This window comes from Paracoccus actinidiae (assembly GCF_030863885.1).
Taxonomy (GTDB): Bacteria; Pseudomonadota; Alphaproteobacteria; order Rhodobacterales; family Rhodobacteraceae; genus Paracoccus; species Paracoccus everestensis.
The window spans coordinates 2,914,387-2,929,643 of the sequence record NZ_CP132956.1 but is presented as its reverse complement, the minus strand read 5'-3'; the positions used below and the strand labels follow the sequence as shown (position 1 = coordinate 2,929,643).

Annotated in this window: 13 protein-coding genes and 1 other annotated feature; of the genes, 8 read left to right on the top strand and 5 right to left on the bottom strand. The window is 65.2% G+C overall.

From position 1 onward, the window contains the following. Positions 1-310: 310 nt before the first annotated feature. A complete protein-coding gene (locus Q5701_RS14580; protein WP_306751712.1) occupies positions 311-1,189 on the top strand; it encodes a bifunctional metallophosphatase/5'-nucleotidase in 879 nt (292 codons plus the stop codon). Positions 1,190-1,505: 316 nt separating this feature from the next. After that, positions 1,506-1,561: a sequence feature (sul1 is cis-regulatory element that is thought to sense ions involved in sulfur or methionine metabolism; They are found in Alphaproteobacteria), on the top strand. A 25-nt stretch (positions 1,562-1,586) separates the two neighbouring features. Next, entirely contained in the window at positions 1,587-2,987 is a 1,401-nt protein-coding gene (locus Q5701_RS14575; protein WP_306751711.1) for a SulP family inorganic anion transporter, read from the top strand. A gap of 102 nt (positions 2,988-3,089) precedes the next feature. Here the strand turns inward: Q5701_RS14575 and Q5701_RS14570 are convergent, their stop codons facing one another. The 5 genes from Q5701_RS14570 to Q5701_RS14550 all read right to left on the bottom strand — a co-directional run bounded on the left by Q5701_RS14570 (position 3,090) and on the right by Q5701_RS14550 (position 8,836). Beyond that, positions 3,090-4,799 carry a catalase gene (locus Q5701_RS14570; protein ID WP_306751710.1) on the bottom strand — a complete coding sequence of 570 codons (1,710 nt, stop codon included), beginning with the start codon at positions 4,797-4,799 and terminating at the stop codon, positions 3,090-3,092. Between the two features lie 284 nt (positions 4,800-5,083). After that, complete coding sequence (locus Q5701_RS14565) at positions 5,084-5,389, bottom strand: DUF1127 domain-containing protein (RefSeq protein ID WP_306751709.1); 306 nt, start codon at positions 5,387-5,389, stop codon at positions 5,084-5,086. 525 nt (positions 5,390-5,914) lie between these two features. Continuing rightward, complete coding sequence (gene nagA / locus Q5701_RS14560; RefSeq protein ID WP_306751708.1) at positions 5,915-7,030, bottom strand: N-acetylglucosamine-6-phosphate deacetylase; 1,116 nt, start codon at positions 7,028-7,030, stop codon at positions 5,915-5,917. Positions 7,031-7,040: 10 nt separating this feature from the next. Continuing rightward, entirely contained in the window at positions 7,041-8,066 is a 1,026-nt protein-coding gene (locus Q5701_RS14555) for an SIS domain-containing protein (protein ID WP_306751707.1), read from the bottom strand. Then, positions 8,063-8,836: a GntR family transcriptional regulator gene (locus Q5701_RS14550; protein WP_306751705.1), complete on the bottom strand. Its 774-nt coding sequence runs from the start codon at positions 8,834-8,836 to the stop codon at positions 8,063-8,065. Before Q5701_RS14550 ends, Q5701_RS14555 begins: the two co-directional genes overlap by 4 nt. 284 nt (positions 8,837-9,120) lie before the next feature. Here Q5701_RS14550 and Q5701_RS14545 point away from each other — a divergent pair, with 284 nt between their 5' ends. From Q5701_RS14545 to Q5701_RS14520, 6 genes are all read left to right on the top strand, one after another. Continuing rightward, positions 9,121-10,014, top strand: a complete 894-nt coding sequence (locus Q5701_RS14545) for an N-acetylmuramic acid 6-phosphate etherase (RefSeq protein ID WP_306751704.1) — start codon at positions 9,121-9,123, stop codon at positions 10,012-10,014. Positions 10,015-10,052: 38 nt separating this feature from the next. Next, positions 10,053-11,309 carry an ABC transporter substrate-binding protein gene (locus Q5701_RS14540; protein WP_306751703.1) on the top strand — a complete coding sequence of 419 codons (1,257 nt, stop codon included), beginning with the start codon at positions 10,053-10,055 and terminating at the stop codon, positions 11,307-11,309. Positions 11,310-11,388: 79 nt separating this feature from the next. Then, on the top strand, positions 11,389-12,306 hold the full coding sequence (locus tag Q5701_RS14535) for a carbohydrate ABC transporter permease (protein WP_306751702.1): 918 nt from the start codon (positions 11,389-11,391) through the stop codon (positions 12,304-12,306). Positions 12,307-12,316: 10 nt separating this feature from the next. Beyond that, a complete protein-coding gene (locus Q5701_RS14530; RefSeq protein ID WP_306751701.1) occupies positions 12,317-13,156 on the top strand; it encodes a carbohydrate ABC transporter permease in 840 nt (279 codons plus the stop codon). Further along, entirely contained in the window at positions 13,153-14,175 is a 1,023-nt protein-coding gene (locus Q5701_RS14525) for a Gfo/Idh/MocA family protein (protein ID WP_306751700.1), read from the top strand. The genes Q5701_RS14530 and Q5701_RS14525 overlap by 4 nt, the downstream gene beginning before the upstream one ends. A 10-nt stretch (positions 14,176-14,185) precedes the next feature. Further along, positions 14,186-15,190, top strand: a complete 1,005-nt coding sequence (locus Q5701_RS14520) for an ABC transporter ATP-binding protein (protein ID WP_306751699.1) — start codon at positions 14,186-14,188, stop codon at positions 15,188-15,190. Positions 15,191-15,257: the final 67 nt, after the last annotated feature.

Here is a 15,257-nt window from a genome sequence, read left to right as displayed (position 1 = left end):
TATCGCTGCATATCCTAACTTCGTCATTCCCTTTTCCTCCTTGACCACCTGCAGCGAAGAATGGACTGGAAGTCCCGAAACACGGACCCATGATTGCTTGATGCTGTATCTTTAGGGGGTTGGAAATCGGTTTTCGACCACGTCCTATGGTGCGGCACGGCAGGACATGTCTGCCCGGAGGGGGCAGGTGGCCGTTCCTGATCTTGGGTCGAACTAACGGCACTGATCGCGTCTTTGCACCCTTTCTTAAGGTTGCCTTAAGGCTCGTGCGCTTGCTGCAGGGCGAAACGCAACGATGCAGGAATTGTGAATGCCACAGGTGACGCTGTTTCAATTGAACGACGCCCACGGCTATCTTGAGCCCCATCCGGAACTGCACTGGAAAGCTCACGGCCCGGAACTGTCCGTCATGGGCGGCTTTGCGCGGATCGCAGGCATTCTGAATGCAGCCCGCCAGGAAGCGCCGGGCGGGGTTCTGGTGTTCGACAATGGCGATACATTCCACGGCACCCCCGCAGTCACGCTCAGCAAGGGCGAGGCAGCTGTGCCCATCCTGAACGCGCTCGGCCTGTCGGCCATGACGGGGCATTGGGATTTTGCCTATGGTCCTGCCCAGGCTGACCGGCTGGCCAGCATGCTGGACTACCCGTTCCTGGCCGCGAACTGCCATCCCCTGACGGAGGAAGCCCCTCGGTTCCTGCCGACCACCGTCTGCAAGGCGAATGGTCTGTCGATCGGGGTCATCGGGCTGGCTGCTACGATCCTGGACAAGACCATGCCGCCCTCGTTCTCGGCCGGGCTGCGCTTCACCGACGGGATCGAGGAAACCAGGGCTCATGCCGCGCGCCTTCGCGCCGAGGGCTGCGATCTGGTCGTGGTGTTGTCGCATCTGGGCCTGCCGCAGGATTGCGCCCTGGCTGAGGCAGTAGACGGGCTTGATGTGATCCTGTCGGGGCATACCCATAACCGGCTGGATCGGCCCTGGATCGTCAACGGAGCCATCATCATGCAGTCAGGATGCCATGGCAGTTATCTTGGACGCCTGGACCTGTCAGTCGAAGGGGGCCGCATCACCGGACACAGCCACAGCTTGATCCCGGTTTCCGATGATCTGCCCGAGGATCCTGAGAACGGCGGTGAGAAACTAGTCCACGGAAGCGGCGGCATGGAGCTGCTGCGGGCGGCGTAAAAGTCGTCCACCTTTTCCCTTTCTGCGGCAGCAGGGAGGGCGCGAGGATTTTCAGCGTACTCACATCAGCGCCAGGGACAAAAAACCGGGCGTCAAAGTCCGTTGTGCGATTCAAACCAGAATGGACGAAGCCGTGCCTACCCGCTGTGAAACGACGGCTTCATGAATTGTTCCGGCTAAGACGTTCCGTGATCCAAGGCCGGAACGGCCTGGCGATACTTGCATGGACTGTCTGGCCGATGCCGGGTGACAAATGCTTCTTTCGCCAATACCGGCTTGGCATGATCGGCGACTCTGGCTAAGAGGCGGGCAATCGCCTGGACCCGGTGCAAGCCCGGGTGGCTATTCCGGCCGCCGATCCGCCGGACAATGCATCACACAGCGTCCTCTCATCCTCATGAATATTGCACGGCACTATCTGCGCCAGTGGCAGGACAATCCTGTCCGCGAAATCCTTGCCGGGGCGGTGGCGACCTTTGCCCTGATCCCCGAAGTCATCGCCTTTTCCTTCACCGCCGGGATCGATCCCGCCGTCGGGCTTTATGCATCCTTCGTCATCAGCATCGTCATTGCGCTGTTTGGCGGTCGGCCCGCGATGATCTCGGCGGCGGCCGGGTCGGTCGCCCTTGTGGTGGCGCCATTGGTGCGCGAACACGGGGTGGAATATCTTTTCGCGGCCGGGTTGCTGGCGGGGCTGTTCCAGATCCTCTTCGGCTTTGCCCGGCTGGCCACGCTCATGCGCTATGTGTCGAACTCGGTCCGCACGGGCTTCGTCAATGCCCTGGCCATCCTGATCTTCGCCGCGCAACTGCCGCATATCCTGAATGCCGGAACCGGTGGCTATGGCGTGATCGCGGCGGGGCTTGCGGTGATCTACCTGGGGCCGCGCCTGACCGCCAGGATCCCGGCACCGCTGATCTGCGTGGTCCTGCTGACGGCCGTCTGCTCGACAGCCGGGATCGACGTGCCGCGCGTGTCGGACCTGGGCGCGCTGCCCGACGGGCTGCCGGCCTTTCACATTCCCGACGTGCCCTGGGGCCTTGATCTTCTGGGCATCATCTTCGCCCCGGCCCTGGCCATCGCGATGGTCGGTCTTCTGGAAAGCCTGATGACGGCGGGCGTCGTGGATGACCAGACCGGCACGCCGTCGGACAAGAATGCCGAGGCGCGGGGCCTGGGGCTGGCCAATGTCGCGGCCAGCCTGTTCGGCGGCATCGCGGGCTGCGGCATGATCGGGCAGACCGTTTCCAACGTGAAGTATGGCGGGCGGGGGCGGCTGTCGACCCTGGCTGCCGGGGGGCTGCTGCTTCTGTTCATGGGCGCGGCGGGCGATCTGATCGGCCAGGTGCCGGTGGCGGCCTTGGTGGCGATCATGGTCATGGTCTCGATCGACACGCTGGACTGGGGATCGCTGAAGCGGCTGCGCACCACGCCGGCCCTGTCCAACCTGGTCATGCTGGCGACGGTGGGGGTGACGATCCTCAGCCACAATCTCTCGCTTGGGGTGCTGGTCGGCGTGCTGATGAGCGGCGTGTTCTTTGCCGCCAAGGTGGCCGCCATGCAGCAGGTCCGCCGCGAGGGCGACCATTACGTCGTCGAGGGGCAGATCTTCTTTGCCTCGGCCGAAGCCTTCATCGAGGCCTTCGACCCGATCGACCACGACGGCCCGGTCACCATCGACCTGTCGCGCGCCACGCTGTGGGACATCACGGCACTGGCGGCGGTCGACAAGGTGCGCGACCGCTTTTTGCGCCACAATCTGCCCGTGACCGTGAAGGGGCTTGAGGGCTCAGCCTGATCGGCTTTCCGCAAGGATGGGATCCGTCCACCGGCCCAGCCGCCTGCCCCGGAGCCTCTTGTCGTGGACAAGAAACCTCCGGGGCAAACAATCAGGGTTGGTTCACGAGCCGGCCGCCTGGGCCCGGCGCCCGGCTTGGCCGGATGAACCCGGCAACCCGCCAAGCACCTCCTCGGCCGTGGCCTGGCGGTTCTTCACCGAGCTTGTCCACTGTCCCCAGACCGTTTCGTCGATCACATCGCCATTCGCGCCCAGGTTTTCCAGGCGACGCTGGTCCTCCTCTGTCAGCACCTGCTTGGGCAATGGTCCAAGATGCTTCAGATCCGCCGCGGTGATGCCCAGCATTTCGCCCACGCGGTTGCCGTAATCGTCATGGACCAGCATGAAGTGCCAGACCATCCGTTCCTGCACGTCGCGTTCGCAGTCGCCCAGCAGCGTCCCCATGTTCAGGACAAGGTCGTCCCGTTCCCACTGCATCATCGTGCAATAGCGGCCGCGCGCCTGGACATAGTCGTTGCGCCGTTCCAGCACGCTGCGGGTCAACCTGCCCCGGATCTCGGGCGGGTTGCTGGGCGCCTCGCGTTCGGCCTCGTGCAGGCCGTTATGGATCGAGGGCTCGAAATTGACATGGGGGTTCTGACCCGGCGCCAGATCGCGTCCGAAGGACATCTGCCCGCCGTCGTAATTGGTCGAGACACGCGCGTTCTTTGCCCGGTTCACCGGCAGTTGCAGATAGTTGGTGCCGACCCGATACCTTTGCGTGTCGGAATAGGAAAAGGTCCGGCCGACCAGCATCTTGTCGTCCGAGAAATCCAGCCCGTCCACCAGCACGCCCGTGCCCATGGCGATCTGCTCGTTCTCGTCGAAGAAGTTCTCGACGTTGCGGTTCAGGGTCATCACGCCGACATGGCGCAGCGGGAAGTCCTTTTCCGGCCAGATCTTGGTGTCGTCCAGCGGATCCCAGTCCAGTTCCGGGTGGTCGTGATCCTCCATCACCTGGACATACATATCCCACTGCGGATAATCGCCCCGCTCGATCGCGGTGAACAGATCCTTGGACGCCGATCCGAAGTCCTTGCCCTGCACCTTCTCGGCCTCGGCCGCCGTCAGGCAGGCGATGCCCTGCCGCGGGTGGAAGTGGTACTTGACCAGCACCGTGTCGCCCGCCGCGTTCACCATCTTGTAGGTGTTCACGCCAAAGCCTTCCATGTGGCGATAGCTGGCCGGAATGCCGCGCGGGCTGAACAGGTGCGTCAGCATATGCATGGATTCCGGCGTCTGCGACATGAAGTCGAAGATGCGGTTGGGTTCCTGCCGGAAGGTCACGGGGTCGGGCTTCAGCGAATGGATCACGTCGGGAAACTTGATCGCGTCGCGGATGAAGAAGACAGCCAGGTTATTGCCGACCAGATCCCAGTTGCCGTCCTCGGTATAGAACTTGACCGCAAAGCCGCGCGGATCGCGGGCCACCTCGGAACTGTCGCGGCCGCCGATCACGGTGGAAAAGCGGATCGCCAGCGGCGTCTTCTTGCCCTTTTCCTGGAACAGCCTGGCGCGGGTGTATGTCGAGGCGGGTTCATCGCCGATCATGCCCGTCGCCTCGAACTCGCCATAGCAGACGAAGCCGCGCGCATGGACCACCCGTTCGGGGATCCGCTCGCGGTCGAAATGGGTGATCTTCTCCAAGAAATGATAGTTTTCCAGTGTCGCCGGTCCACGCGGACCCACCGTGCGCTGCGACTGGTTGTTCGTGATCTCGTGGCCCTGCCGGTTCGTCAGGGTGTTGTTGCCGTGCGGCGGCTTGTCTTTCATGGCTGGTCTCCTGGCTGCAGACAGGGGGCAGCCCAGCGGCTGCCCCGTAATGGTACCTAACTGGCAATACACCCGAGAGTTGCCAATAGTCTTCTAGAACCGCCTGCCCCGCATCGGCCCCTCTTGTCACTGGGCATCCGCATCCTGGTCCATTCCCGATGTGCCTGACTGCAAGGGACGTGCAGGTGATGGTCCGCACGATGCCCACCGGCGGCCTGGGAATGTCTTATCGTCCCTCCTTTCCCGGCACGGCGTGAAGGCCAAGGCACATCGTCGGTCCCGGCCTAGACCGGGCGTCCCGACCGTGGCGCGGCATCCGACTGCGGGCCATGCCGCCGTGGCGATACCTTGCGGGAGGGGTGGGACACCAGATCATCGACAAGACCCCGGATTTCGTTGCGGGAAACGCCGATGTCGTAAAGCGTCCAGTCGTCCAGTTCCCGAAGCGTCCTGATCGCCCGGCGCTTCTGCCAGTGGCGAAGCCCCGCCTTTACCCAACGCCCGATGGCGGCGGTCAAGTTGACGGTCCCCTTGTTGCGGGACGGCCCCCGCGCGACGAATGAATTCCCGGTGGCCGGATTGTGTGACATTGCGATCTCCTGCATCATCAGGGTCGTTGCCGGTCAGCTCTGTCAGGTGGCGCAACGACCATGTTTCCATAAGCATTGAAACGGCCGCCGCCCTTGTGCGCCGCACCCTTTTCAACGCCAGAATGTGTGGTGACTTCCGTCATCTGCCCCGCAGCGGCGATTATTCGACCGGCCGCCTGCGGGGTCAGCCGCGGTTCAGAAGCGGCCCCCGAAAACCCGGCCGACGCCGGTTATGATGCAAGATGATAGCCATGCCCTTCATATGGGTCCGGGCGCCGTGCGGTTCAAGATGTCGTGACGACTGCCGGGGGACACTGGCATCCCCTTCAGGGATGGTCGCTCGGGGTGGTCATCCTGCCAGGGCGTCATGTTCCCCCGTCCATCGGCGCGACCTCGTCCGAGACTTCTGCGGGATTGGATGACGCGCTTCCAGCGTGGCTGCGGCCTCGGGGCGTCCCGACTTGCGCAACCGTTCTGGACAGCCGGGCAGTTCGCACCGGGTGTGATGGGGACCACCCCCGTCCTTCAGAAACCCACGCATTCCCGCAGATGCAGGTCGTGATCCAGCAGCAGCATCTGGGCCTTGGCGCCCGGCCGGATCGCCCCATGATCCTCGGCCCTCCCGATTAGCGCGGCAGGGATGGCCGATGCCATGCGCAGCGCCCGTGCCTCGGGGATGCCAAGGGTGTGGACCAGCCGGGCAACGGCATCCGGCAGGGTCAGGTCCGCGCCCGCCAGCGTGCCGTCGGCCAGCGTCAACCTGCCGTCGCGGCGCATGACCTGCCTTCCGTGCAGGGTCATCTCGGTCAGGTCGGTGCCGGCGAAGGCCATGCAGTCCGTGACAAGGAAAATGCCTTCCGCCCGCGCCGCGAGGGCCAGGGTCATCGCCGCCGGATGCACGTGCTCTCCATCGGCGATCAGTCCGGCGGCGCAAGTCCCGGTCAGCACCGCGCCGACCAGACCGGGGCTGCGATGGCCGAACTGGCTCATGGCGTTGAACAGATGCGTCGCGCACCGCGCACCGGCACGGAATGCCGCCATTGCTGTCTCGAAGCTGCAGTCGCTGTGCCCAAGGCTGACGATCGCACCCGCCTGCGACAGAGCGTGGATCTGCCCGGCCGTGGCCGCCTCGGGGGCCAGGGTGATCATCAGCGCGGGCAGATCCCGCGCCGCATCGCACAGCCGGTCCAGATCCGTGGCGTCCATGGGACGGATCAGGGCAAGATCATGGGCGCCCTTGCGGCGCGGATCCAGATGGGGGCCTTCCAGATGCAGGCCCAGGAAACCCGGCACCCCCGCCCGTGCCGCCCTGCGGCCCGCCTCGATCACGCTGGCCGTGGCCTCGGCGGTGTCGGTGATCAGGGTGGGCAGCACCCCGGCGCTGCCCAGGGCGCGATGGGCGGCGCAGACCTGTTCCAGTTCCGTGACGCCCGTTGCGCCCGACACCAGAATCCCGCCGCCGCCATTGACCTGGAGATCCAGGAACGCGGGCACCAGCGTGCCCTCCAACGCCCGGCCGACTGGCGGCGCTTGGTCTAGGGGCAGCAGGGCCGCGATCCGTCCACCCTCGACCACGACGGCGTGGCCGGTCAGGAAGCGTTCCCCGTCAAAGATCCGCGTCGCAGTCAGAACATCCTGCATGGCCCTGCCCCTAGACCGTTTCCGTCACCTTGCGCAGATGCGGCGGCACGTCGGGATCAAATCCGCGCCGCCGCGCCAAGCCCTCGACACAGGCATAAAACGATACCGCCAGCACCAGGGGCGCCACGATCGGATGCAGGTCCGGCACGGAAGGCAGCGTCACCGCGCCCCCGGCCTCGGCCCCGGTCAGGAAGACATCGGCCCCCTGCCCGGCCAGGCGTTCAGCCGTCGCGACAAGCTGGGGCAGCGCGGCATCCGCCACGCCAAGGGCTAGCACCGGAAAACCCGGCTGGACGATGGCCGCAGGCCCATGCAGAACCTCGGCCGCGCTGAAGCTTTCGGCGTGCAGGCCGCAGGTTTCCTTCAGCTTCAGCGCCGCTTCCCCCGCAATCGCGACGGCGGGGCCGCGCCCGAGGACATAGGCAGAGGCAGCCTCCGACAGGCCCGCGGCGAGGGGGGACCAGTCGCAGGCAAGCGCCTTGGCAAAGGCATCCGGCAAATCCGCCACGGCCCGGCGCAGGGCCGCGTCCTGGCGCCATTCGCCCAGCAGCGCCAGCCCCGCCAGCACGCTTGTGACAAAGGTCTTGGTGGCGGCCACGCTGTGTTCGACCCCCGCCAGCAGCGGCAGCGCATGGGCCGAGGCGTCTGACAGCGGGCTGTCGGGCGCGTTGCTGATGGCGATGGTCAACGCCCCCCCGGCGCCCGCGGCGCGCAGCATTTCCACGATGTCAGGGCTGCGGCCCGATTGCGAGATGCCGATGCAGGCGCCCTCTGCCAGATGCAGCGGCCGTTGATAGATCGAGGCGATTGATGGCCCCAGCGAGGCCACCGGAATACCCTGCTCCATCTCGATGGCATATTTCAGATAGGTCGCCGCATGGTCGGACGATCCGCGCGCCACAGTCGTCACCACCACGGGCCGCCTGTCGCGCAGCGCCGCCGCCGCCGCAAGCACGGCGTCGCGGCTACCATCCAGGAAACGGCGGGCGGCTTCGGGTATTTCGGCGACTTCTCGCGCCATGTGGCTTTGGGTCATTGGGGCCTCCTGTCCGTGTCGGGTGCCGATTTCAACTCTACTGCGAAATCATAGGCATCGCCGCGATAAAGCGATCTGGTAAATTCGATCACCTGCCCCGAGGGCAGGTAGGAAATGCGCTCGATCCGCAGTCCCGCCGCACCGGGCGAGACGTGCAGGAGGCCTGCATCCGCTTCGCCCAGGTTGGTCGCGGAAATGCGCTGCACGGCCCGGACGGGCCGCAGGCCCCGCGCATCCAGCACGTCATAGAGCGAGGTTTCGACAACCTCGGGCCGGGCCAGCGCCTGCTGGGACAGCGAGGCCCGTTCAATCGCCAGGGGAACCCCGTCGGACAGGCGCACCCGTTCCAGCCGCGCCACCCGGTCGGCGGAACCCAGGCCCAGGGCCATCACCTCCTCGGGGGTGGGGGCGAAAAGCCCGCGCCGGATCCAGCGGCTTTCGACCGAACGGCCGCGCCGGGCCATGTCCTCGGTGAAGGAGGTCAGCAGCGACAGCGCCTGTTCCAGCCGTTCCACCTTGCGCGCGACAAAGGTTCCCGACCCGCGCCGCTGCACCAGTTGTCCCGATGCCACCAGTTCCTGCACGCCCCGGCGCACCGTCACCCGCGACAGGCCCGTCAGGCTGGCCATTTCCCGTTCGGGCGGCAGGCTGTCGCCGGGGGCAAGCCTGCCCGAGGCGATGGCATCCGCGATACGCCGCCGGAGTTGCAGGTACAGCGGACCGTGCCCGGTTTCCGCAAACCCGTCTGGGGCGAATGGATCCTGCGTCATGGCGCCCGCGCCGGATCACGGCCCGGCGCTGAAGGGGGATTGCGCCGATCGGCGTGGGACCAGACCGGCCCTTCGGCCAAGGCTGTGCGGCAAGCCGTGCCTTTCGCGTCAATGCCCAGATCAAGCGCCATCCGATTCTCCTGCCTTTCCTAGTAATACCAAACAAAGGCCAATCGAAAGAAGAATCAGACGCTAACGAGATAGTACATAAATTTCCGTTCCTTGCGACAAGGGGCTTTACAGATGGTATTGCTTTGGCATCATCTTGCCAACGGAGGAATCACATGGACCCTCGTCCTACCGAACAGCGCCATCCTCATGCCGACGGGCTGCATCTGCGCCCGGCGGCCGAAATCGGCGCGCTTTTCGTGCAGGCGCAGGGCGATGCGCTCAACAGTCTTTCCGCAGCCATTCCCGCCATCGAAACCGCGGCCCAGGCCGCTGCGGCGGCCCTGCGGCAAGGCGGCAGGCTGGGCTATGCGGGGGCGGGCAGTTCGGGCCTGATGGCCCTTGCCGATGCGCTGGAACTGGCCGGCACCTTCGGGATCCCGCCCGAACGCACGCCCATCCAGTTTGCGGGCGGCGCATCCGCGCTGCTGCACATGCGCGGCGATGTCGAGGATGACACCGCCGCCGCGACCCAAGATTTCAGGCGCAGCGGCCTGTCCCGGGGCGATGTGCTGATTACCGTCTCGGCCTCGGGCGGGACGCCCTATGCCCTGGCGGTGGCGGATGCGGCCAGGGCCGGTGGCGTCACCGTGGTGGGCATCGCCAATGTGGCGCCTTCGCCTCTTCTGGAACGGGCGGATATTGCAATTCATCTCGCAACCCCGCCGGAACTGGTGTCGGGATCGACCCGGCTGGGCGCGGCCACGGCGCAAAAGGCCGCGTTGAACCTGATGTCGGTGCTGCTGGGCATCGAACTGGGCCATGTCCATGACGGCTTCATGGTGAATGTCCAGGCCGACAACGCCAAGCTGGTCGGCCGCGCCGCCCGGATCGTGGCGGGCGTGGCTCGCGTGGATGAGGAAGCCGCCAAGGCTGCCCTGGCGCGGACCCGAGGCGGCGTGAAATGCGCGATCCTGGTGGCGCAGGGACGCACCCCGGGCGACGCGGAACAGGCGCTGCGGCAAAGCGGCGGCCATCTGGCGCCCCTGCTGGCGGCGGCGGATCAATAAGCAACGGGCGCGAAGGCGTCCTTCACAGGGAGATGACGATGAAAAAGACCCTTGGAACGGCCCTTCTGGCGGGCACGATGCTGGGCGGGACCGCCTGGGGCCAGGATGTCACGCTGACCATCGAAAGCTGGCGCAACGACGACATCACCATCTGGCAGGACACGCTGATCCCCGCCTTCGAGGCCGCCAATCCCGGCATCAAGCTGGTCTTCTCGCCCTCGGCCCCGGCCGATTACAACGCCGTCCTGAATTCCAAGCTGGACGCGGGTTCGGCGGGCGACCTGATCACCTGCCGCCCCTTCGACGCCTCGCTGGAGCTTTACAACAAGGGCCAGCTTGCCGACCTGACCTCGCTTGCATCGATGGCGAATTTCTCGGACGTGGCGAAATCGGCCTGGCAGACGGACGACGGCGCGGCCACCTTCTGCGTGCCGATGGCCTCGGTGATCCACGGCTTCCTGTATAATGCCGACGCCTTCGAGGAACTGGGCCTGACCCCGCCCGCGACCGAGGAGGAATTCTTCGCCGTCCTGGACAAGATCAAGGAGGACGGCACCTATGTCCCCATGGCGATGGGCACCCAGGACCAGTGGGAAGCCGCGACCATGGGTTACCAGAACATCGGCCCGAACTATTGGAAGGGCGAGGAAGGCCGCAAGGCGCTGATCGAGGGCACGCAGAAGCTGACCGACGAGCCTTGGGTCGCGCCCTTTGAGCAGCTTGCGAAATGGAAGGACTATCTGGGCGACGGGTTCGAGGCGCAGACCTATCCCGACAGCCAGAACCTGTTCACCCTGGGCCGCGCCGCGATCTATCCGACCGGATCGTGGGAAATCGGCGTCTTCAACCCGCAGGTCTCCTTCACCATGGGCGCTTTCCCGCCGCCGGTGCCGAATGCGGGGGATACCTGCTATATCTCGGACCATACCGACATCGCGCTTGGCATGAACGCCAAGACGGCGCATCCCGAGGAAACAAAGGCCTTCCTGGAATGGGTCGGATCGCCGGAATTCGCCACGCTTTACGCCAATGCGCTGCCGGGCTTCTTCTCGCTGAACTCGACGGCGGTCGAGATGGAGGATCCGCTGGCCAAGGAATTCGTGTCCTGGCGCGAAAAATGCGAGCCGACGATCCGGTCCACCTACCAGATCCTGTCGCGCGGCACGCCGAACCTGGAAAACGAGACCTGGAACGCATCCGCCAACGTGATCCGCGGATCCGAGACGCCGGAAGACGCGGCCAAGCGCCTGCAGGAGGGCCTTGCCTCGTGGTATGAACCGCAGCAGGCGCAGTAAGGCGCCCGACAGTTCGGCAAGGCCGGGGCTGACCGTCCCGGCCTTCTGCCGCAGACAACAGGACCAAGGGGACGCGATCATGGCGAAGGGACGGCCGATCCGCTGGCATATCGCGGTGTTTCTGGCGCCGGCGGTGCTGGTCTACAGCGCGATCATGATCCTGCCCCTGTTCAGCACGCTGAACCTGTCTCTGTTCACCCGGACCGGGGATGGAACCGCCTTCGTGGGCCTGCAGAACTTCCGCACACTGTTCGGCGATCCCCGCTGGTCGGCGGCCTTCTGGAACGCGCTTGGCAACAACCTGTGGTTCTTCGCCGTCCATATGCTGGTGCAGAACCCCATCGGCATCCTGCTGGCCGCGCTGCTGTCATCGCCTCGGCTGCGATTTTCGGCCTTCTATCGCACGGCAATCTTCATCCCGACCATCCTCAGCTTCGTGGTCGTGGGCTTCATCTGGAAGCTGATCCTGTCGCCGCTGTGGGGGATCGCACCGGACCTGCTGGACATGGTGGGGCTGAAAAGCCTGTTCGCCCCCTGGCTGGGCAAGGAGGAATATGCCCTGACGACGTTGGCGCTGATCTCGGTCTGGCAGTTCGTGGGCATCCCGATGATGCTGATCTATGCGGCCCTGCTGTCGATCCCCGACGACATCGTCGAGGCGGCCGAGATGGACGGGATCACCGGCTGGTCGCAGTTCTGGCGCATCAAGCTGCCCCTGATCCTGCCTGCGATCGGCATCATCTCGATCCTGACCTTCGTGGGCAACTTCAACGCCTTCGACCTGATCTATGTCAGCCAGGGGGCGCTTGCGGGGCCGAATTTCGCCACCGACATCCTGGGGACGTTCCTGTATCGCACCTTCTTCGGCTTCCAGTTGCAGTTGGGCGATCCGCATATGGGCGCAACCATCGCGACGGCGATGTTCGGCATCATCCTGGTCGGGGTCTGCATCTATCTGTTCCTGATCCAGACGCGGCTGCGCCGCTATCAGTTCTGAGAACGCAGCCATGAGCAAGACCCGCCAGTCCCCCGCCCGCACCCTTGCCGCCCATGCGGTGCTGATCGCCTGGACCCTGATCGCGCTGTTTCCCGTCTTCGTGACCGTGGTGAACAGCTTCAAGTCGAAGAAGGCGATCTTCACGCAGCCCCTGGCCCTGCCGGGGCCGGGAAGCTTCGACCTGATCGGCTATCAGACCGTGGCCAAGCAGGGCGATTTCGTGGCCTATTTCCAGAACTCGCTGGCGGTGACCTGCCTCAGCCTGTTCTTCGTGCTGCTGTTCGGTGCCATGGCGGCCTTTGCGCTGTCGGAATACCGCTTTCGCGGCAACACGCTGATGGGATTGTATCTGGCGCTTGGCATCATGATCCCGATCCGGCTGGGCACGGTGGCGATCCTGCAGATGATGGTGGCGACCGGGCTGGTCAACACGCTGACCGCGTTGGTGCTGGTCTATACCGCGCAGGGGCTGCCGCTGGCGGTGTTCATCCTGTCGGAATTCATGCGCACCGTGTCGGACGACCTGAAGAACGCCGGGCGGATCGACGGGCTTTCGGAATACCGCATCTTCTTCCGGCTGGTCCTGCCGCTGGTGCGGCCCGCGATGGCCACGGTCGCGGTCTTCACCATGATCCCGATCTGGAACGACCTGTGGTTCCCGCTGATCCTTGCCCCGTCCGAGGCCACCAAGACCATCACCCTGGGCAGCCAGGTCTTCCTGGGACAGTTTGTGTCGAACTGGAACGCCGTCTTGGCCGCGCTGTCGCTGGCGATCCTGCCGGTGCTGGTCCTTTACCTGATCTTTTCCCGGCAGTTGATCCGGGGCATCACCGCAGGAGCCGTCAAATGATCCGTGTCCTTGTCGCAGGCCTTGGCAACATGGGCCAAAGCCACGCCCTTGCCTATCACAAGGATCCGCAGTTCCAGATCGTCGGTCTGGTCAACCGCAGCCCGCGCCCGCTGGCCCCCGGATTGGAAGGCTATCCCTTCTTCGAGGATTACGCCCAAGCCCTGGCCGCCACCAAGCCCGACCTGGTCTGCGTCGCCACCTATTCCGACAGCCATGCCGACTATGCCGTGGCGGCGATGGAGGCTGGCGCCCATGTCTTTGTCGAAAAGCCCCTTGCCACCACCGTCGCCGATGCGCAGCGCGTCGTCGATGCCGCCACCCACTTGGGCCGCAAGCTGGTCGTCGGTTACATCCTGCGCCATCATCCAAGCTGGCAGCGCCTGATCGCCGAGGCCCGCGCGCTTGGCGGGCCTTACATCTTTCGCCTGAACCTCAACCAGCAAAGCTCCGGCCCGACATGGGAGGTTCACAAGGCGCTGATGGAAACCACGCCGCCTATCGTCGATTGCGGCGTCCATTACGTCGACGTGATGCTGCAGATCACCGACGCCGCGCCGGTCGAGGTGCGCGGCATGGGCCTGCGCCTGGCCGACGACATCGCGCCGGATATGTACAATTACGGCCATTTCCAGGTGCTGTTCGCCGATGGCTCGCTGGGCTGGTACGAGGCGGGATGGGGGCCGATGATGTCGGACACCGCCTTCTTCGTGAAGGATGTGGTCAGCCCTAAGGGGGCGGTCTCGATCAGGATGCCCGACAGCGCGCGGTCGGATGACATCGACACCCATACCACGACCTCGACCCTGCGGGTGCATCGCGTGGGCCAGGGCCACGAGGATCTGTCGATGGCCGACGAGCCGGGGCACCAGGACCTGTGCGACCGGGAACAGGCCTTCATGGCCCGCGCCATCGCGGATGATCTGGATCTGGCCCGCCATATGCAGGACGCCGTGCGGTCGCTGGCCATCTGCCTTGCGGCGGATGAAAGCGTGCGAACCGGCCAGATCGTGAAAATGTAAGGGACGGGGAATGGGCCAACTCAGTCTTTCCGGGGTGACGAAGAACTTCGGACCCGTCGAGGTCATCAAGGGCGTGGATCTGCAGGTCGCGGATGGCGAGTTCTGCGTCTTCGTCGGCCCCTCGGGTTGCGGCAAATCCACGCTGCTGCGCATGATCGCGGGGCTGGAGGATGTCAGCGGCGGAACCGTGACGCTGCACGGGCGCGACATCACCAACCTGCCCCCCGCCCGGCGAGAGATCGCGATGGTCTTCCAGACCTACGCGCTGTACCCGCATCTGACGGTGCGCGACAACATGGGACTGGCGCTGAAGCAGGCGGGCCATCCCAAGGGGCAGATTCGCGCGGCCACCGAACACGCCGCCGATCTGCTGGCGCTCGGGTCGCTTCTGGAACGCCGCCCGGCCGAACTGTCGGGCGGTCAGCGCCAGCGGGTTGCCATAGGCCGGGCCATCGTGCGCCGCCCCAAGCTGTTCCTGTTCGACGAACCGCTGTCGAACCTGGATGCCGCGCTGCGCGTCCAGACCCGGATCGAGATCGCCAGGCTGCACCGCGACCTGGGCGCGACCATGGTCTATGTCACCCATGACCAGGTCGAGGCCATGACCCTGGCCGACAAGATCGTCGTGCTGCGGGCGGGCCGCGTCGAACAGATCGGCGCGCCGATGGAACTTTATAACGATCCGGCCAATACCTTCGTGGCGGGGTTCATCGGCTCGCCGCAGATGAACTTCCTGAAATCCGGCGCCCTGGGCCTGTCATCCCACAGCGCAGGCATCCGGCCCGAGCAGGTGCAGCTTTCCGACAGCCCCGGTGCGATCAGGGGCACCGTCAGCCATGTCGAACGGCTGGGCAGCGAGACGCTGGTCTATGTCCATACGGAAGACCACGGCCTTCTGACCGCAAGGCTGTTTGGCGAACATCAGCGCGCCGTCGGAAGCGAGTTGGGGATCACCTTCGACCAGGACCGGCTGTTCCACTTCGACAAGGCCGGACAACGCTTGCGCCTGCCATGACCGGCCTTGTGCCGTTCTTGATCCGGTGCCACCGACGGACGGTCATGCAGGCCAACGCGGCGGACTT